Source organism: Pseudomonas sp. C11 (genome assembly GCF_034683865.1).
Classification (GTDB): domain Bacteria; phylum Pseudomonadota; class Gammaproteobacteria; order Pseudomonadales; family Pseudomonadaceae; genus Aquipseudomonas.
Genome location: NZ_JAWIIP010000010.1, coordinates 72654 through 91615 on the forward strand (window position 1 = coordinate 72654; position 18962 = coordinate 91615).

At 62.7% G+C, this 18962-nt stretch carries 21 protein-coding genes; 2 read left to right on the forward strand and 19 right to left on the reverse strand.

What is annotated here, in order from left to right:
- Positions 1–67: 67 nt before the first annotated feature.
- From VC352_RS16875 to VC352_RS16930, 12 genes are all read right to left on the reverse strand, one after another.
- Entirely contained in the window at positions 68–424 is a 357-nt protein-coding gene (locus VC352_RS16875; RefSeq protein WP_042556691.1) for a PilZ domain-containing protein, read from the reverse strand.
- Between the two features lie 126 nt (positions 425–550).
- Positions 551–1543 carry a DNA polymerase III subunit delta' gene (locus VC352_RS16880; protein WP_322980691.1) on the reverse strand — a complete coding sequence of 331 codons (993 nt, stop codon included), beginning with the start codon at positions 1541–1543 and terminating at the stop codon, positions 551–553.
- Positions 1536–2168, reverse strand: a complete 633-nt coding sequence (gene tmk / locus VC352_RS16885; RefSeq protein WP_322980692.1) for a dTMP kinase — start codon at positions 2166–2168, stop codon at positions 1536–1538. Before tmk ends, VC352_RS16880 begins: the two co-directional genes overlap by 8 nt.
- Positions 2169–2178: 10 nt before the next feature.
- Complete coding sequence (mltG, locus tag VC352_RS16890) at positions 2179–3231, reverse strand: endolytic transglycosylase MltG (protein WP_322980693.1); 1053 nt, start codon at positions 3229–3231, stop codon at positions 2179–2181.
- 3 nt (positions 3232–3234) lie between these two features.
- Positions 3235–4050 (reverse strand): aminodeoxychorismate lyase, encoded by an 816-nt coding sequence (gene pabC / locus VC352_RS16895; protein WP_322980694.1) that lies wholly within the window; start codon positions 4048–4050, stop codon positions 3235–3237.
- A complete protein-coding gene (gene fabF, locus VC352_RS16900; protein ID WP_322980695.1) occupies positions 4050–5294 on the reverse strand; it encodes a beta-ketoacyl-ACP synthase II in 1245 nt (414 codons plus the stop codon). Before fabF ends, pabC begins: the two co-directional genes overlap by 1 nt.
- Positions 5295–5403: 109 nt before the next feature.
- A complete protein-coding gene (gene acpP / locus VC352_RS16905; RefSeq protein ID WP_322980696.1) occupies positions 5404–5640 on the reverse strand; it encodes an acyl carrier protein in 237 nt (78 codons plus the stop codon).
- Between the two features lie 228 nt (positions 5641–5868).
- Positions 5869–6612: a 3-oxoacyl-ACP reductase FabG gene (fabG, locus tag VC352_RS16910; protein ID WP_322980697.1), complete on the reverse strand. Its 744-nt coding sequence runs from the start codon at positions 6610–6612 to the stop codon at positions 5869–5871.
- Positions 6613–6627: 15 nt separating this feature from the next.
- Positions 6628–7566: an ACP S-malonyltransferase gene (gene fabD / locus VC352_RS16915; protein ID WP_322980698.1), complete on the reverse strand. Its 939-nt coding sequence runs from the start codon at positions 7564–7566 to the stop codon at positions 6628–6630.
- Between the two features lie 126 nt (positions 7567–7692).
- Positions 7693–8703 carry a phosphate acyltransferase PlsX gene (gene plsX / locus VC352_RS16920; RefSeq protein WP_322980699.1) on the reverse strand — a complete coding sequence of 337 codons (1011 nt, stop codon included), beginning with the start codon at positions 8701–8703 and terminating at the stop codon, positions 7693–7695.
- Positions 8704–8706: 3 nt separating this feature from the next.
- Positions 8707–8889 (reverse strand): 50S ribosomal protein L32, encoded by a 183-nt coding sequence (gene rpmF / locus VC352_RS16925; RefSeq protein ID WP_322980700.1) that lies wholly within the window; start codon positions 8887–8889, stop codon positions 8707–8709.
- A gap of 13 nt (positions 8890–8902) precedes the next feature.
- Positions 8903–9430, reverse strand: a complete 528-nt coding sequence (locus VC352_RS16930; RefSeq protein ID WP_322980701.1) for a YceD family protein — start codon at positions 9428–9430, stop codon at positions 8903–8905.
- A 109-nt stretch (positions 9431–9539) separates the two neighbouring features.
- Between VC352_RS16930 and VC352_RS16935 the strand changes: the two genes are divergently transcribed.
- Entirely contained in the window at positions 9540–10121 is a 582-nt protein-coding gene (locus VC352_RS16935) for a nucleoside triphosphate pyrophosphatase (protein WP_322980702.1), read from the forward strand.
- Positions 10122–10174: 53 nt separating this feature from the next.
- On the opposite strand, the gene sppA is transcribed toward VC352_RS16935, so the two are convergent.
- The 3 genes from sppA to rluC are packed head-to-tail and all read right to left on the reverse strand — an operon-like array spanning position 10175 to position 12786.
- On the reverse strand, positions 10175–11155 hold the full coding sequence (gene sppA / locus VC352_RS16940) for a signal peptide peptidase SppA (RefSeq protein ID WP_322980703.1): 981 nt from the start codon (positions 11153–11155) through the stop codon (positions 10175–10177).
- Entirely contained in the window at positions 11145–11840 is a 696-nt protein-coding gene (locus tag VC352_RS16945) for an HAD-IA family hydrolase (RefSeq protein ID WP_322980704.1), read from the reverse strand. The genes sppA and VC352_RS16945 overlap by 11 nt, the downstream gene beginning before the upstream one ends.
- The gene (gene rluC, locus VC352_RS16950) at positions 11833–12786 is read right to left on the reverse strand and encodes a 23S rRNA pseudouridine(955/2504/2580) synthase RluC (RefSeq protein ID WP_322980705.1); all 954 of its coding nucleotides are present in this window, start codon (positions 12784–12786) and stop codon (positions 11833–11835) included. The genes VC352_RS16945 and rluC overlap by 8 nt, the downstream gene beginning before the upstream one ends.
- A 580-nt stretch (positions 12787–13366) precedes the next feature.
- Between rluC and rne the strand changes: the two genes are divergently transcribed.
- Positions 13367–16405, forward strand: a complete 3039-nt coding sequence (rne, locus tag VC352_RS16955; RefSeq protein WP_322980706.1) for a ribonuclease E — start codon at positions 13367–13369, stop codon at positions 16403–16405.
- Between the two features lie 107 nt (positions 16406–16512).
- On the opposite strand, the gene murB is transcribed toward rne, so the two are convergent.
- Genes murB through VC352_RS16975 form a run of 4 tightly spaced genes read right to left on the reverse strand, consistent with a single transcriptional unit; the run spans position 16513 to position 18943 of the window.
- Complete coding sequence (murB, locus tag VC352_RS16960) at positions 16513–17532, reverse strand: UDP-N-acetylmuramate dehydrogenase (protein ID WP_322980707.1); 1020 nt, start codon at positions 17530–17532, stop codon at positions 16513–16515.
- Positions 17529–17993 carry a low molecular weight protein-tyrosine-phosphatase gene (locus VC352_RS16965; protein ID WP_322980708.1) on the reverse strand — a complete coding sequence of 155 codons (465 nt, stop codon included), beginning with the start codon at positions 17991–17993 and terminating at the stop codon, positions 17529–17531. Before VC352_RS16965 ends, murB begins: the two co-directional genes overlap by 4 nt.
- The gene (gene kdsB, locus VC352_RS16970) at positions 17993–18757 is read right to left on the reverse strand and encodes a 3-deoxy-manno-octulosonate cytidylyltransferase (RefSeq protein ID WP_322980709.1); all 765 of its coding nucleotides are present in this window, start codon (positions 18755–18757) and stop codon (positions 17993–17995) included. Before kdsB ends, VC352_RS16965 begins: the two co-directional genes overlap by 1 nt.
- Positions 18758–18943: a Trm112 family protein gene (locus VC352_RS16975; protein WP_003245207.1), complete on the reverse strand. Its 186-nt coding sequence runs from the start codon at positions 18941–18943 to the stop codon at positions 18758–18760. It lies immediately after the preceding gene.
- Between the last annotated feature and the right edge of the window lie 19 nt (positions 18944–18962).

Here is an 18962-nt window from a genome sequence, read left to right on the forward strand (position 1 = left end):
GCAAGTAAAAGCGAGCGGGAACGCTGCCGCTGTCTTGTCGCTTGTGGCTTGCAGCTTGCCGCTGCAGTTACATGGTGTGGGTCGGGCGGTCAGACTTGAGTGCACCGGCCAGGTAGGTTTCGATCTTGTTGCGCGCGGTGTTGTCGCCCTCATTGAACTGCACCCCGACACCGGCGGCACGGTTGCCCTGGGCGCCTTTCGGGGTGATCCACACCACCTTGCCGGCGACCGGAATCTTTTCCGGCTCGTCCATCAGGTTGAGCAACATGAACACTTCGTCACCGAGCTTGTAGCTCTTGTTGGTGGGGATGAACAGACCGCCGTTCTTGATGAAAGGCATATACGCCGCGTAGAGCACGGACTTGTCCTTGATGGTCAGGGACAGGATTCCGTTACGGGGGCCCAGATTGGGTGGCAGGCTCATCAGCGTATTTCCCGGCTGCTATTGCGTAATGGCCGATTCTAGGGCCTGTTCAGGGCTGCGTGCAAACCACTGCTGGCACGCAGCCAGCGGAATGTGACGCCCCGCAGAAAGCATGAGGCTCTGCGCTCAGCGCCGCTCTCCTGCCGGCAGCGCGGCCCACTGCACCAGCAGCGCCTCGAGCAGCAGCGCCGGGTTGAGATTGGCTTTGCCGATGACCTTCTGGCGCTGCTCGAGCAGCCAGCTCTGCATGGCCAGCAGTTGCCCCTGAGGGGTCTTGTCAGCCATGTACTGCACCACCTTACGCATGTCCTCCAGGCCCAGCCCGGCTTCGTCCCGGGTCAACTGATAACGCAGCATCAGCTGCGCCCAGTCGCAGAACCAATCGAACAGCAGTTTCAGTGGCAGCGCTTTCCAGCTTTCGGCCAGGTGGCTCGGCGCAACCTGCTGCTTGAGCAACTTCTTCACGCCGTCGACCGCCTGGGCGCGTTGCTCGCGCACGCCCTGCTCCTCCAGGCGCAGGGCAGCCAGTGGCGAGCCGGCAGCCAGAGTCAGTAGCTCGTCACGCGCCTCGGCACTCATCTCCGGCAGCGCCTTGGCCAACCACTCGAGGCTGACGGCCTGCCCTGGCAGCGGACAGGCCTGCTGCACGCAGCGACTCTTGATGGTCGGCAGCAGGCGGCTGGGTTGGTGGCTGATCAGCAGCAACACGGTATTGCCGGATGGCTCTTCCAGGCTCTTCAGCAAGGCATTGGCGGCATTGAGGTTCATCGCCTCGGCCGGCTCCAGCAGTACCACCTTGCGCCCGCCGAGCTGCGCGGTCTGCACCACGAACTCAACCAGCTCGCGCACCTGATCGACCTTGATCGGCTTGTCCGCTTCCTCGGGCTCGAGGACGAAGTTATCCGGATGCGTACCCGCTGCCAGCAGGTGGCAGGACTTGCAGCTACCGCAGGCATCCAGCCCTGCCGGGCTCTGACAGAGCAGACGCGCCATCAGGCGCTCGGCCAGGGCGCGCTTGCCGATGCCGGCCGGGCCATGCAGCAGATAGGCGTGCGCATGCTGGCTGCGGCCAGCGAGCTGTTGCCAGAGGCCGACCTGCCAGGGGTAGACGTCAGCCACGGCAGGCCTCCAGCAGACGCGGCAGCAAGGCGTCGAGATCGGCCTGCACCTGCTCCAGGGTCTGCGCCGCGTTCAGCACGTGATAGCGCTGCGGTGCCTGCACGGCGCGCTGTAGATAGGCATGACGCACCGCGTCGAAGAAGCCCCGCCCTTCCTGCTCGAAACGATCCAGGCGGCCACGCGCAGCAGCACGTGCCAGGCCTACTTCGATGGGCAAGTCGAAGATCAGCGTCAGATCCGGGCGCAGATCGCCCTGAACGAACTGCTCCAGCTGGGCGATACGTTCGATGGGCAGGCCGCGACCACCGCCCTGGTAGGCATAGGTGGCGTCGGTGAAGCGGTCGCACAACACCACGCAACCCCGCGCCAGCGCAGGGCGGATCACCTGCTGCAGATGCTGGGCACGGGCAGCGAACACCAGCAACAGCTCGGTATCGACCGCCATGGGCTCGTCACTGGGTGCCAGGAGCAATTCGCGAATGCGCTCGGCCAACGGCGTACCGCCGGGCTCACGACTCAGCAACACTTCCACGCCCTGCTCGCGCAGACGCTCGGCGAGGTAATCGCGATTGGTGCTCTTGCCGGCGCCTTCCGGGCCTTCGAGGGTGATGAACAAACCGGTCACGGATAGAACCTTATTGGCTTTCAGCCGCGCGCGGCGCTGGGCTGGAGCGGTAGTCGGCTCGACGCTTGAGCTGGTACTCGCGCACGGCGCGGTTGTGCTCGTCGAGGGTATTGGAGAACACGTGGCTGCCATCGCCCTTGGCAACGAAGTAAAGCGCCTTGCCTTCCTGCGGATGCAGCGCGGCATGGATGGCCTCGCGGCCGACCATGGCGATCGGCGTCGGCGGCATGCCGTCGATGGTGTAGGTGTTGTAGGGCGTCGGCGTGCGCAGGTCGACGCGAGTGATGCGGCCGTTGTAGCGCTCGCCCATGCCATAGATCACGGTCGGATCGGTCTGCAGGCGCATACCGACCGCCAAGCGGCGTACGAACACGCCGGCGATCTCGCCGCGCTCCTCGGGCACGCCGGTTTCCTTCTCGATCATCGAGGCCATGATCAGCGCCTCATAAGGGTCGCGGTAAGGCAGATCGTCGGCACGCTGCTGCCACTCTTCGGCCAGGACGGCCTCGAGCCGGGCATTGGCCTTCTTCAGCAGCTCCTCATCGCTCATGCCACGCACGTAATGATAGGTGTCGGGGAAGAAACGTCCTTCCGGATGCTGGCCGGCCAATCCCAGGCGCGTCATGACCTCGGCATCGTCGAGGTCGGCCAGGCTCTGCGTGAGCGCCTCCTGTTTGGCCAACGCGCTACGCAACTGGCGGAAGCTCCAGCCCTCGACCAGTGTCAGGCTGTATTGCACCACCTCTCCACGCTGCCACAGACCAAGCATGTCGCGTGCCGTCTGTTGCGGCAGCAGGCGATACTCGCCGCTGTGCAAGGCTGGCCCCTTGAGGTTGAAGCGCCAGTACAGGCGCAGCCAGAAGGCCCCATCGACCACGCCTTCGGCCTCCAGGCGGTTGAGCAACCCGCTCGGAGTCGAGCCAGGCGGCACCTGCAACAGGCGCTCGGCATCGAGGTGCAGCGGCTGATCCAGCGCTTTTTTCTGTTGCCAGGCGACTCCCACCACCAGCAGAGCGGCCACCAACACGCCGCATTCGAGCAGCAACAAGAGCTTGCGTAGCACTGATCAGGATTCCAGAAGGCTGCGAACGATGGCCTGCAGTTTACGGGTGAGCGCACCAACCGGCCAGTGTTGTGCCTGCAGTGCGCGCACGGGCCAGATGCCGTACAGGCTGTTGCACAAAAAGACCTCGTCGGCGCCCAGCAGTTCGTCGTAGGTGATGTCGCCCACCGTTACCGGCACGCCGAGCAACTGCGCCTGCTGCAGGATCTCGGCGCGCATCACCCCAGCCACGCCACAGCGCGACAGATCGGCGGTGAACAAACGTCCATCGCGCACCAGAAACAGGTTGCTGTAAACGCCCTCGATCACCCGTCCACTGCTATCGCACATCAAGCCTTCGCTGCAGTCGTTGCCCTGCCACTCGGCACGGGCCAGCACCTGTTCGAGGCGATTGAGATGCTTGAGGCCGGCCAGCAAGGGCTGCTCGGCGAGACGGGTGGCACATGGGAACAGACGCACACCCTGTTCGGCATGCTCGGCGGGATACTGCGGTAAAGGCGCGGCCTGCAGGATACGCAGCGGCTGGCATGGCTGCGGCGGCGCATAACCCCGCTGCCCCTCGCCACGCGTCATGATGAGCTTGGCAACGCCCTCGCCGAGCTGGGTGGCGAAAGCCTGCAACTCGGTTTCTACCAGGGCAACATCGAGCGGGATGGACAAGCGCCGGCAGCCGTCGGCCAGACGGGTCAGGTGCCGAGCCAGCAGCGGGATGCGCCCGCCACGCACGGCGATGGTCTCGAACAGACCATCGCCATAGGCCAGGCCACGGTCGCGGACCGACAACTGCTCGCCGGGCGCGCCGTTGACCCAGCCCAGCATCAGCCGTGGTACCGACGGAACAGCAGCGAGCCGTTGGTGCCGCCGAAACCGAAGGAGTTCGACAGGGCGATCTCGATCGGCATGGCCTTGGCCTGGTGCGCAACGAAATCCAGGTCGCACCCTTCGTCCGGCTCATCCAGGTTGATGGTCGGCGGCGCAACCTGGTCGCGCAGCGCCAGGATACTGAAGATCGCTTCTACAGCCCCGGCGGCACCGAGCAGGTGACCCGTCATCGACTTGGTCGAACTGACCGAGAGCTTGTAGGCGTGATCACCGAACACGCTCTTCACCGCTGCGACTTCAGCCTTGTCACCCGCAGGCGTCGAGGTGCCGTGCGCGTTGATGTACTGCACCTGATCGGCGTTGATACCGGCATCGCGCAGGGCGTTGGCCATGCAGCGCGCGGCACCGGCGCCATCTTCGGGCGGCGAGGTCATGTGGTAGGCATCACCACTCATGCCGAAGCCAATCAGCTCGGCGTAAATAGTAGCGCCACGCGCTTTGGCGTGTTCCAGCTCTTCCAGCACCAGAGCGCCGGAGCCGTCGGAAAGAACGAAGCCATCACGTCCCTTGTCCCACGGACGGCTGGCCTTGGTCGGCTCGTCGTTGCGCGTGGACAGCGCACGCGCTGCGCCAAAGCCGCCCATGCCCAAACCGCAGGCCGCCATTTCGGCGCCACCAGCGACCATCACGTCAGCTTCGCCATAGGCGATGTTGCGTGCGGCCATGCCGATGCAGTGAGTGCCCGTGGTGCAGGCCGTGGCGATGGCATAGTTAGGCCCCTGCAGCCCCAGGTGGATCGACAGGAAACCGGAAATCATGTTGATGATCGAGCCCGGAACGAAGAACGGCGAAATACGCCGCGGCCCTTGTTCGTGCAACGATTTGCAGTTGTTCTCGATATTGGTCAGGCCACCGATGCCGGAGCCCATGACGACCCCGATACGCTCACGATTGGCGTCGGTGATTTCCAGACCGGAATCACGCACGGCCTGAAAGCTCGCTGCGAGACCGTACTGGATGAACAGGTCGAGCTTGCGTGCCTCCTTCGCAGAGAGGTAGCCCTCGACATTGAAATCCTTGACCGACCCGCCAAAACGGGTGGAGTAGGCGGACAGGTCCATGTGCTCGATCAGACCGATGCCACTGCGCCCGGCCAAAATGCCCTGCCAGCTGCTCGGCACATCGTTACCCAGCGGCGACAACATGCCCATCCCGGTAACCACGACGCGTCTACGCGACACAGCAATCTCCTCTTGTTCGACTCAGGCGCCGCATGCGCCTTGCACGTAAAAAAAGCCGCACGCCTGTTTAGGGCAGTGCGGCTTTTCTCGGTCAGAAGCTGACAGTGACTTATTGCGCGTTGGCAGTCACGTAGTCGATGGCTTCTTGAACGGTGGTGATCTTCTCTGCTTGCTCGTCCGGGATCTCGGTCTCGAATTCTTCTTCGAGAGCCATCACCAGCTCAACGGTGTCAAGAGAGTCGGCACCCAGGTCTTCGACGAAGGAAGCGCTATTGGTAACTTCGTCTTCTTTAACGCCAAGTTGCTCGGCAACGATTTTCTTGACGCGTTCTTCGATGGTGCTCATACCTTGTTTTCACTCCTATTGGACAAATCCAGGCAGCTGGTAGCGGCCAAGTGTATAGAAAGGGTTTTTAGCATTTCAAGCTGAATGCCGGGGAGCCCCCAGGAACACTTCAACGATCTGTCTATAAACCTGTTGCAGCTTTATAACGGATTTTAGACAGCAACTATGACAGTTTTCTGATGGCTCGCGTCACATTCGAGAGCCTCCGGACGTCCGAAGGCCCGATTTTTAGCTCATGTACATACCGCCGTTGACCGGAATTGTCGCCCCGGTCACGTAACCAGCGCCGTCGGAAGCCAGGAAACCGACCACCTTGGCGATCTCTTCAGCCTGACCCAGACGGCCCAGCGGAATCTGCGTCAGCAGCGCGTCGCGCTGCGCTTCCGGCAGTTCACGCGTCATGTCGGTGTCGATGAAACCGGGAGCCACCGCGTTGACGGTGATGCCACGCGAACCGACTTCACGCGCCAGGGCGCGGCCGAAACCTTCCAGGCCAGCCTTGGCAGCAGCGTAGTTGGCCTGCCCGGCGTTACCCATGGCACCAACCACGGAACCGATGTTGATGATACGACCGAAGCGCGCCTTGGTCATGCCACGCAGCACACCCTTGGATAGGCGATAGAGGCTGTTGAGGTTGGTGTCGATGACATCGAACCACTCGTCGTCTTTCATGCGCAGCATCAGGTTGTCACGGGTGATACCGGCATTGTTGACCAGAATGGCCGGCGCACCGAATTGCTCGGCAATGGCGCCCAGTACGGTCTCTACGGACTCGGCGCTGGTTACGTTCAGCTCCATGCCGGTACCGCTGATGCCGTGCTCTTTGAGCGTGGCAGCGATACGCTCGGCGCCGGAAGCGGAAGTAGCAGTACCAATCACGGTAGCGCCCTGACGGCCCAGTTCTAGGGCGATTGCCTGACCGATGCCACGGCTGGCGCCGGTGACCAGCGCGACCTTACCTTGCAGACTCATGTTCGTTCTCCTTTCTCAAGCCAACGCAGCACGAGCAGCGGCGAAAGCATCGGGGGTATCCAGGTTGTAAGTGTTGATGCCTTTGACGCAGCGCTTGTTCAGACCACTGAGCACCTTGCCGGGGCCGCATTCGACCAGGTCGGTCACGCCCTGCTCGGACAGACGCACCATCGACTCGACCCAGCGCACCGGGCTGTACAACTGAGCCAGCAGGTCAGCTTTCAGCGTGGTCAGATCCGATACCACGGCCGCACTGACGTTCTGCACCAGCGGGATCTGCGGCGCCTGCCAGCTCAGCGCCTCGACCGACTCGGCGAAACGCTCGGCGGCCGGCTTCATCAGCGCGCAATGCGACGGCACGCTGACCGGCAGCGCCATGGCGCGTTTGGCGCCACGCGCCTTGCAGGCCTCGATGGCGCGCTCGACGGCAGCAGCGCTACCCGCGATCACCACCTGGCCGGGGGCGTTGAAATTCACTGCACTGACCACGTCACCTTGCGCAACCTCGGCGCAGGCGGCCAGCACGTCGGCGTCTTCCAGACCGAGGATGGCAGCCATGCCGCCCTGCCCGGCCGGAACGGCCTGCTGCATCAATTGACCGCGACGCTCCACCAGTTTCACGGCATCGGCGAAGGTGATGCTGCCAGCGGCGACCAGCGCAGAGTATTCACCCAGGCTGTGGCCAGCGACGAAGGCCGGCTTGGCGCCGCCCTCGGCCTGCCACAGACGCCAAAGGGCGATGGAGGCAGTGAGAATGGCCGGCTGGGTCTTGTCGGTCTGGTTCAGCTGCTCTTCCGGGCCCTGCTGGGTCAGCGCCCAGAGGTCATAGCCGAGCGCTTCAGACGCTTCACCGAAGGTATCGAGCACCAGCTTCTGCTGGGCACCGTGGTCGGCGAGCATGGCCAGGGCTTGCGAACCCTGACCGGGAAAGACGAATGCGAGGGATGCAGACATGAAAAAGTCCCTTGAGTCGAAAAACCAACGCCAGGCGAGCCTGGCGCAGCAAACTGACAGTTGGATGACAGGCCGCTCTGCGCAGTCACATTCCGCAGCAGGCCACGCCCTGAAAACGCGACGATTCTACAGCAACAGGTCTTCGAGTCGACCATGCAGTCGCTGCGGCAGATTTTCCTGCACCTCGCGCAGCGCACAGCGTATGGCGCTCTGAAAGCTCTCCTGCCCCGCCGCGCCATGACTCTTGACCACGATGCCCTGCAAACCGAGAAAGCTCGCACCGTTGTGCCGGGCCGGCGCCAGGTCGGCCTTGAGACGACGCAGCAGCGGCATCGCCAGGGCGCCGACCGCCTGGGCAAACAGTCCGTCATTGAACAGTTTCTCGACCCGCCCGGTGATCATCTTCGCCAAGCCTTCGCTGGACTTAAGCAGGATGTTGCCGACGAAGCCGTCGCAGACCACCACATCAGCCTCGCCGCGATAGACCCCGTCGCCCTCGATGTAACCGACGAAGTTCAGCCCATGGGCCTGCTGCAGCATATTGGCAGCCAGCTTGACCTGCTGATTGCCCTTGATGTCTTCAGTGCCGACATTGAGCAAGGCCACGCGCGGCCGAGATACACCAAGCGTCTCGGCCGCAACCGCGCCCATGATCGCGAACTGGTAGAGGTGCTCGGCACTGCAGTCGACGTTGGCGCCCAAGTCCAGCAGGTAGCAATGGCCACGCTCGGTCGGAATCGGGCTGACCATGGCCGGCCGGTCGATCCCCGGCAGCGTCTTGAGCACGTAACGCGACAGCGCCATCAACGCACCGGTATTGCCGGCACTGACACAGGCATGCGCCTGCTGCTGACGCACCAGTTCCAGCGCCACGCGCATCGAGGCATCCGGTTTGCCACGCAGGGCCTGCGCCGGGCGCTCGTCCATGGCGATCACTTCACTGGCGTGGTGAACCTGCAGACGTGCGCGATCGACGCCAGACTGGCGTGCAAGCTGATCTTCGATAAGGGGGGCTTGGCCAACGAGGGCCAGGTGTAGCGAGGGGAATTCGGCCAGCGCAGAAATGCAGGCCGGGACAATGCAGTGGGGACCGAAGTCCCCACCCATTGCATCAATCGCGATGATCGAGGCGGACAAGGATTACTCGTCAGCGCCCTTGTCGATCACTTTGCGACCGCGGTAAACGCCTTCCGGAGAAACGTGGTGGCGCAGGTGAACTTCACCGGTGCTCTTCTCTACGGACAGGGCGCTGGCCTCGAGAGCGTCGTGCGAACGACGCATGTCGCGGGTGGAACGGGATTTTTTGTTCTGCTGAACAGCCATAACTGATTAACTCCTAAACGTTTGGGTCACGCTTTAACTGCGCCAATACACTGAACGGGTTGGACCGCGATACCTCGTCCTCGCTCGGCTCGGGCTCATCGAGACCGTCCGGCTGCTGGCAATCACCTGGGGCATGAGCGGGAACGATCGGCAGAGCAAGAAGCAATTCATCCTCGACCAGACCGAGCAGCTCCAGCGGCTCTTCACCCACTTCCAGCACGTCGTAGCCCTTCGGCAAGGACTGAGTGTTCGCTCCAACCCGAACCACCGCGTATTCACATTCGCTGCGGATGGGTAGCGCGACCAGCTCGAGACAACGCTGGCAGACCATTTTGACCTCAACCTCGAGCTCACTGCGGATGACCACAGTTTTCTGCTCGTCACGGGCGAAATGAAACTTCGCCTGCACCACACCTGCCGTATCGGAAAGCGGGTCGCAGAGACGCGGCAGGCTTGCCAGTTCGAGTTGCCCTTCGAGGGTAACTTCGCGGTCGGCGAGCTTGCGCGGATCAACGTGAGGTGGAATCGGCCCATTCAACATAGGCGCAGCATTCTAGGGATGCACCCTGCCCGTGTCAAAGGAAATTCAGCCTGTCTTCGAATGACAGCGATCAGTAGAATTTCCCTTTCACTATATAAAGGAAGAGAACATGCCAGCGCTGCTGCTCGCCTCCAGCTCCCCCTATCGCCGCGAGCTGCTCGAACGCCTGCAACTCCCCTTCACCTGGCAATCACCGAGCATCGACGAAACCCGCCTGGAAGATGAAAGCGGTATCGACCTGGTGAAGCGCCTGGCCGAGGAAAAAGCTCGCGCCCTTGCAGACCGACACCCCGACCACCTTATCATTGGCTCGGATCAGGTCGCCGTACTCGGCAATGGCGAGATCCTTGGCAAACCCCACGACCTGCCGAGAGCCCAGCAACAGCTGCTCGCCGCCAGCGGCAGCAGCGTCACCTTCCTGACAGGCCTGGCGTTACTCAATTCGAACACCGGCCAATGCCAGGTCGACTGCGTGCCGTTTACCGTGCATTTCCGCCCACTGAGCGACGAACGGATTCTGCGCTACCTGCAGCGTGAGCAACCATTCGATTGCGCCGGCAGCTTCAAGTCCGAAGGACTGGGCATCAGCCTGTTCCGCAGCACCGAAGGTAAGGACGCCACCAGCCTGATCGGCCTACCCCTGATTCGCCTAGTGGACATGCTACTGAACGAAGGCGTCGAAATACCGTAGGGCGGGTGTAACCCGCCGACCGAGATCGGCAGACTACACCCGCCCCACCAACGTTATTGCAGTGTCGGCCCCTGGAAGCCCATCCACAGCGCAATACGATCCGCGACACTGGTACCCAGACGCTTGGCAAAACGGTCGAAGGGCGTATCGCGCTGAGTGAAATCGACCATTTCCTTCTCGCCGATCACTTCACGCGCCACATAACTGGCACTGCCCAGCGCATCGACCAAGCCCAGTTGCAGCGCCTGCTCACCCGACCAGATCAGGCCAGAGAAGAGTTCGGGATGCTCATCCGCCTTGAGGCGATCACCACGCCCCTTCTTCACACTGTCGATGAACTGGCGATGAGTGGTATCGAGCACGGTTTTCCAGAAGCGCGTCTCCTCATCCTTCTGCGGCTGGAACGGATCGAGAAACGCCTTGTGCTCACCCGAGGTGTAGACACGGCGCTCGACACCGAGCTTCTGCATGGTTTCGACGAAACCGAAGCTGGCAGCCGTGACACCGATGGAGCCGACCAGGCTGGCCTTGTCGGCATAGATCTCATCCGCCGCACTGGCGATGTAGTAAGCGCCGGAAGCACCCAGATCACTGATCACCGCATAGACCTTGATCTGCGGGTACTCGCCACGCAGGCGGCGAATCTCGTCATAGATATAGCCGGACTGCACCGGACTGCCGCCCGGGCTATTGATGCGCAGGATCACACCCTTGGTATTGGTGTCCTCGAACGCCGCACGCAGACTGCCAATCACCTTGTCGGCACTGGCCTCCTCGCGATCGGCGATCATGCCGCGAATCTCGATGACCGCCGTATGCGGCCCAGTCGTAGCGGCCTTGTCCAGATGCAACGCCGGCAGGAACAACGCCAGCGCCACGAACAGATAGGTAAAGGTCAGCAGCTTGAAGAAGATGCCCCAGCGCCGCGAACGACGCTGCTCCTGCACACTGGACAGCAACGCCTTCTCCAGCAGCTTCCAGCTCTTGGCATCCTCGCCTTGAGAGCCGTTAGAGGACTTCCACTCATCCGACATGTTCACTCACCCCGGTAGCGCGCCGCAGTGGATGCTCATCCAGCCACGCACGCAGTTCATTGAATTGATTGTTCGCCAGACGCGGCCCGCACTCGCGCAGAACCGACAGGGGCCGGGCGCCGTAACCGACCGCCACACAATCCATACCAGCATTGCGCGCCATCAGCAGATCGAAGGTCGAATCCCCCACCATCAGCGAGCGCTCGGGCGGTACCCCACAATGCGCCATGATCTCGTGAAGCATCCGCGGATCAGGCTTGCCGGCCGTTTCATCGGCGCAGCGGGTGATATCGAAATAGTCCAGCCAACCCTTGTCCGCCAGCACACGCTGCAAGCCGTTGCGCCCCTTGCCGGTAGCCACGGCCAGTTGATACCCCTGATCACGAAACCAGGCCAGCGACTCGCTCACCCCTTCGTAAAGCGGCGAAGGCTCACGCTCCAGCAGTAGATACTGCTCGCTGTAGGCGCGCCGAATGGCTTCGATTCTGGCCGGCTCATCGAGTTCCGGGTAGAGCGTGCAGATGGCATGCCCCAGTTCCAGCCCGATGATGCCTCGCACTTCAGCATCGCTGCAGCGCGGCAATTCGCCAACATCCGCAGCACGATGCATGGCCTCGACGATACGGCCGATGGAATCGACCAGCGTCCCGTCCCAGTCGAAGATCAGCAGTTGATAATCAGGCACTCAGGCGCTCCACTGTCCTGGCCCACACCTCATCCACCGGCGCCTCGAGCTTCAACACACCACCCTCAGGCAGCGGCACATGCAGCTCGTAGGCATGCAGGAACAGGCGCTTGCCACCCAATTCGCGAATCTCTCGAGTGAATTCGTCATCGCCATACTTGGAGTCGCCAGCGATGCAATGCCCGGCATGCTTGGCGTGCACGCGGATCTGGTGGGTACGCCCGGTTACCGGCTTGGCTTCGACCAGCGTGGCAAAGTCACCAAAGCGACGCAGCACACGGAACAGCGTCAGCGCCTCCTTGCCCTCGCTATCGACTTCGACCATGCGCTCACCCGAGCGAAGATTGCTCTTCTGCAATGGCGCATTGACCTGCTTCTTGGCAGTCGCCCAATGGCCACGCACCAACGCCATATAGCGCTTGTCGACGCCATCACCACGCAGTTGCTCGTGCAGATGCCGGAGCATGCTGCGCTTCTTGGCGATCATCAGAAGACCGGACGTGTCACGATCCAGACGATGCACCAACTCCAGATCCTTGGCATCCGGACGCAACTGCCGGAAGGCTTCGATCACTCCGTAATTCAGGCCACTGCCGCCATGCACGGCGATACCGGCCGGCTTGTTCAGCACGATCAGCGCCTTGTCCTCGTAGACGATGGCCGCCTCGAGACGTTCGAGCAGCCCTTGCGCCAGCGGTTCGGGCTCGTCGCGCTCAGCCAGGCGCAACGGCGGCACACGCACGATATCGCCAGCCTGCAGCTTGTACTCGGGCTTGATGCGCCCCTTGTTCACGCGCACCTCGCCCTTGCGCAGAATGCGGTAAATGAGGGTCTTGGGCACGCCCTTGAGCTGCGCCCGGAGAAAGTTGTCGATACGTTGGCCGGCGAGTTCCGGTGCAACCTCGAGCAGCTGGACGCCGGAGGTTGGAGAGGCAGGAGTAGTCATCGCGCAATCATAACAATTTTTTATGGAATTGAAGCACTTAATCATTACTGATATAGTCGCGAACGCCGCCAAAAGTGGCCTGGCTTGAGGATGTTCGCCAAACCTGCCATCCCCTGCCCGTGCAAACCATTCTGGACGTGAGGCCGTCCGACGGATTCTTCAGAGTCAAAAGACTGCAAAGTGGTCACGAAGAGTTCGGAAATAATGCCTTGAGTATGATGCGCGATTCGCCATTACCGGCGGTCGCGGTAAATGACAACCGCTGCGGAATCCGCGCGCGGCACCCGATTTTCAGCGATACGTGTAGGGTGGAGATGTACAACTGCGGCCTGCGTAGCCCATGGCTTGATCAAAGACGCCTCATCTCGTCCGCGACCTGCAGTTGATTCCTCCTCCTGACTGAGTGCTTTCTGTCACCACAGCAAGCAGGAGACGTCCGTCGCGACCGCAGCCTGGTAATGGCTGACCGTCGCTCGACAGTGGAACGATTTACGACCGTTTCTGACGCGCCTGACACCGACCCTGAGAGTCGTGTGTGCCTAACGTGGCTTCCGGTAGCCCCGGAGTCCATTGGTACAACATGAAAAGAATGCTCATTAACGCAACTCAGCCCGAAGAGTTGCGTGTAGCCCTGGTAGACGGCCAAAAACTCTACGATCTGGACATCGAGTCCGGTGCTCGCGAACAGAAGAAGGCCAACATCTACAAAGGCCGCATCACTCGCGTCGAACCCAGCCTTGAAGCCGCCTTCGTCGATTTCGGTTCCGAACGCCACGGCTTCCTCCCCCTCAAAGAAATCTCCCGCGAATATTTCTCCAAATCTCCTGAAGGCGGCCGCGTCAACATCAAGGACGTGCTCAAGGAAGGCCAGGAAGTCATCGTCCAGGTCGAGAAAGAAGAGCGCGGCAACAAGGGCGCAGCCCTGACCACCTTCATCAGCCTGGCCGGTCGTTACCTGGTGCTGATGCCGAACAACCCACGCGCTGGTGGCATCAGCCGCCGCATCGAAGGCGAAGAGCGTAACGAACTGCGCGAAGCGCTGAACGGCCTCAACGCTCCGGCCGACATGGGCCTGATCGTACGCACCGCCGGCCTCGGCCGCTCCAGCGAAGAAATGCAGTGGGATCTCGACTACCTGCTGCAGCTGTGGAGCGCCATCAAGGAAGCTTCTACCAGCCGCCCTGCCCCGTTCCTGATCTATCAGGAATCCAACGTCATCATCCGCGCCATCCGCGACTACCTGCGTCAGGACATCGGCGAAGTACTGGTCGACAGCGTTGAAGCCCAGGAAGAAGCCCTGAGCTTCATCCAGCAGGTGATGCCGCAGTACGCCAGCAAGATCAAGCTGTACGAAGACAGCGTGCCGCTGTTCAACCGCTTCCAGATCGAAAGCCAGATCGAAACCGCCTTCCAGCGCGAAGTGAAGCTGCCGTCCGGCGGCTCCATCGTCATCGACCCGACCGAAGCACTGGTTTCCATCGACATCAACTCGGCGCGCGCCACCAAGGGCAGCGACATCGAGGAAACCGCGCTGCAAACCAACCTGGAAGCGGCCGAGGAAATCGCCCGCCAACTGCGTCTGCGCGATATCGGCGGCCTGATCGTCATCGACTTCATCGACATGACCCCGGCCAAGAACCAGCGCGCTGTCGAAGAGAAGGTGCGTGAAGCCCTGGAAGCCGACCGCGCCCGCGTCCAGGTCGGCCGCATCTCGCGCTTCGGCCTGCTGGAAATGTCCCGTCAGCGCCTGCGTCCGTCGTTGGGCGAGACCAGCGGCATCGTCTGCCCGCGCTGCAACGGTCAAGGCATCATCCGTGACGTCGAATCGCTGTCGCTGGCCATCCTGCGCCTGATCGAAGAAGAAGCGCTGAAGGATCGCACCGCCGAAGTCCGCGCCCAGGTACCAATCCCGGTCGCCGCCTTCCTGCTCAACGAGAAGCGCAACTCGATCACCAAGATCGAACTGCGTACCCGCGCGCGTATCGTGATCCTGCCCAACGATCACCTGGAAACTCCGCACTTCGAAGTCCAGCGTCTGCGTGACGACAATCCCGAAGCACTGAGCGGCCAGACCAGCTACGAAATCGCCGCCACTGCCGAAGTCGAAGACGCCACAGCCCACCCGGCTGCCGCCACGCGCACCCTGGTTCGCCAGGAAGCCGCGATCAAGGCCGCGCCGCGTAGCAGCGCACCGGTCGCTGCCGAGCCGCAACCGGCTCCGCTGGCACAGACCAAGGCGCCTGAGCCGAGCCTGTTCAAAGGCCTGGTCAAGTCCCTGGTCAGCCTGTTCGCCGGCAAGGAAGAAGAAGCCCAGCCGGCCGTCGTCGAGAAGAAGAGCAGCGAGCGTCCGCCGCGCGAAGAGCGTCGCAACGGTCGCCAGCAGAGCCGCAACCGCGGCGGCCGTCGTGACGAAGAGCGCAAACCGCGCGAAGAGCGTGCTCCCCGTGAAGAACGCGCCCCGCGTGAAGAGCGCCAACCTCGCGAGGAACGCCAGCCGCGTGAAGAGCGTCAGCCACGTGAAGGCCAGGAAAACCGTCGCGAGCGTCGCCCCCGCGAAGACCGCGCACCGCGCGAAGAGCGCGTACGCGAACTGCGTGAGCCAATCGATGGTGCTGTCGCCGAACAACCGCGCAACGAAGAAGCACGCGCCGAGCGTCAGCCTCGTGCCGAGCGCCAGGAGCGTCAGCGCCCGCCACGTGAAGAGCGCCAACCGCGCCCTGAGCAGGCAGAAGCACCGCAGGACGAAGCACTGCCGAACGACGAGCAACAGGCTGATGACGAGCAGGACAATGGTAACGACAGCGAGCGTCCACGCCGCCGTTCCCGTGGCCAGCGTCGCCGCAGCAACCGTCGTGAGCGTCAGCGTGATGCCGATGGCAACCTGATCGAAAGCGCCGAAAACAGTGAGGCTGCCGGTCAAGACGCTCAGGCTGCCACCCCGACTGCCATCGCCACTGCGGCTGCCGTGGTTGCAGAAAGCGTCGACAGCAGCGAGAACGTCGCCAACGAAGCGCCGGCAGTAGAGGCGCCAGCCGCGCAGGCTGAAGCGCCCGTTGCCCAGCCGGTCGAAGTACAGGCCGAAGCTGCCGTGACTGAAGTGGTCGAAGCCGCTCCCGTCGCAGCAGAGCCTGTCGCCGCAGTCGAAGCGCCGGTTGTCGCCGAAGCGCCGGTCGCTGAGCCGATCGTGCAAGCCGAGCCAGCTGTAGAAGTCGCTCAGGAGCCGGCACCCGTAGCGGAAGCTCCGGTTGAAGAAGCTCCGGTCGCAGAAGCACCTGCCGCAGTTCCAGCCAATGCTACCGGCCGCGCGCCGAACGACCCGCGCGAAGTGCGTCGTCGTCAACGCGAAGCCGAGCGTCTGGCACGCGAAGCCGCCGAGGCCGCTGCCGCCGCGCCTGTGGTAGAAGCTGCCCCGGTAGCCGAAGCCGCTCCAGTCATTGAAGAAAGTGCTCCGGCAGAAGCCGAAGTCCGCGCGGTCGAAACTGCAGCCACGGTCGAGCCGGTCGCTGAAACCGAAGTCACTCCGGTCGTCAGCGAGCAGAGCGCGAGCGAAGCGGTAGAGCAAGCGCAGCCGCAAGAAGACGCGCAAGCCGACAAGGAAGAGATCAAGCCTCAGGCTTGATCCTTCTGCGGCCACTAAAAAGGGGATGCCTAGGCATCCCCTTTTTCATGTCCGTGACCTGGTGAACAGATGCAATCCGGGAAGTGGCATCCTCCCGGATGCACAGATCAAAGCACGTTGGGCTCGATCTCCAACTCGACGCCAAAACGCGTCAGGATGTCGGCCTTGATACGCTGCGCCAGCTCCAGTAACTGAGCCCCCGTCGCGTTGCCGTAGTTGACCAGCACCAATGCCTGCAGCCGGTGTACGCCTGCATCGCCCTCGCGAAAACCCTTCCACCCTGCCCGCTCGATCAACCAGCCTGCCGCCAGCTTGACCACACCATCACCTACCGGGTAACTGACCAGATCGGCATGTTCGGCACGGATGCGCTCGGCCAGCTCGAACGCCACCAGCGGATTCTTGAAGAAACTGCCGGCATTCCCCAGCTCTGCAGGATTCGGCAGTTTTTCGCTGCGGATGGCGCAGATCGCTCGGCTGACATCGGTGGCGGTCGGCACTTCGACGCCCATTTCCGTGAGGCGCTGGCGCACCGGGCCGTAGTCCAGGCGCAGCGAGGCCACGCGGCTCAAGCGGAAACGTACGCGCAGAATCAACCAGCGCCCGGCCTCACGCTTGAACAGGCTGTCGCGGTAAGCGAAAGCGCATTCCTCCAGGCCGAAGTCTCGCAACTCGCCACTGTGCCGATCCAGGGCGGTCAGGCCGGCGAACAGGTCCTTGATCTCAACCCCATAGGCACCGATGTTCTGCATCGGCGCCGCGCCGACAGTGCCGGGGATCAGGCTGAGGTTTTCCAGGCCATTGAGCCCCTGTGCCAGGCTCCACTGCACGAAGGGATGCCAGGGCTCGCCGGCCTCGGCCTCCACCAGCACCTGCTGGCCATCGTCTTCGAGGATACGAACGCCACGGCTGGCCATACGCAGCACCAACGCCTCGACATTCCGGGTAAGCAACAGGTTGCTGCCACCGCCGATCACCAGCAGCGGCAGACTGCGCTGCGCGGCCAGGCTCAGCGCCTCGCGCACATCATCATCGTCGTGCGCTTCGGCAAACAGCCGCGCAGGCACCTCTACGCCAAAGCTATTGAAGGCCTTGAGCGAAACGTCGTTCTGCAGATTCAGGCTCACAGGCGCCCCTTGATTTCCAGCAGCAGCGCATCGCTGGCTTGTTCGATCAGATCCAGCACCTGCTCGAAACCGTCTTCACCGCCGTAGTACGGGTCAGGCACTTCATCCAGAGCCAGTTCGAAGCGACGCAGATAAAGGTCGAGATCGGCACGAGCATTCGCCGGGCGCATGGCCTTGAGATTGCGCAGATTGCTCTGATCCATCGCCAGGATCAGGTCGAAGCGCTGAAAGTCGGCGACTTCGACCTGGCGTGCACGCTGCGCCGACAGGTCATAACCACGGCGCAGCGCAGCCTGACGGGTGCGGCTGTCCGGCGCCTTGCCAACGTGCCAGTCACCGGTGCCAGCCGAGTCAACCTGCACGCGATCTTCCAGCCCTGCGGCACGCAACTTGTAGCGGAAGACGCCCTCGGCAGTAGGCGAACGGCAGATGTTACCCAGACAGACGAACAGAACCTTCATCAGGCCCCCAGCAGGCTACGCACCCGCTCCAGGTCTTCGGGCGTGTCCACGCCCGCAGCAGGCGCTTCGAGGGCATCGGCAACGTGGATACGGACGCCGTGGTAGAGCGCACGCAGTTGTTCCAGACACTCGGTATCTTCCAGCCAGCATGGGCCCCAGGCGACGAAGTCATGCAGGAAACCCGCGCGGTAGGCGTAGATGCCGATATGGCGGCGGTACGGCACGCCAGCCGGCAGCACGTCGCGGCTCTTGGCGAAGGCATCACGCGCCCAGGCCAGCGGCGCACGGCTGAAGATCAGGGCCAGGCCATTCTTGTCGGCCACCACCTTGACCACGTTGGGGTTGAACAGCGCGGTGACGTCCTCGATGGGCTCCGCCAGCGTAGCGATGCCGGCCTGTGGGTTGTTGGCCAGGTTGGCGGCCACCTGATCGATGATCACCGGCGGGATCAAGGGCTCGTCGCCCTGCACGTTGACCACGATGGCATCGGTAGGCAAGCCGAGCTGGCTGGCCACTTCGGCCAGGCGGTCGGTGCCGGAGTTATGATCGACGCGGGTCAACAGCACCTCGGCGCCGAACGCCTGGCACGCCTCGACGATACGGGCATCGTCGGTGGCAATCACCACGCGATCTGCCGAACTCTTCTTCGCCTGTTCCCAGACGTGCTGCACCATGGGCTTGCCGGCGATGTCCTGCAACGGCTTGCCGGGCAGGCGGGTGGAGGCGTAACGGGCAGGAATGACGACGGTGAAGGCTGTGCTCATTTACTTGTCCAGACGCTCGTCAGTGGTCAGGGTACGGGCTTCGCTTTCCAGCATCACCGGGATGCCATCGCGAATCGGATAGGCCACACCGGCACCCTTGCTGATCAGTTCGGTCTTGTCTTCGGAAAGCTGCAGCGGGCCCTTGCAGATCGGGCAGGCGAGAATGTCGAGCAGTTTAAGGTCCATGCTGGAGTCCTTGCTGGGG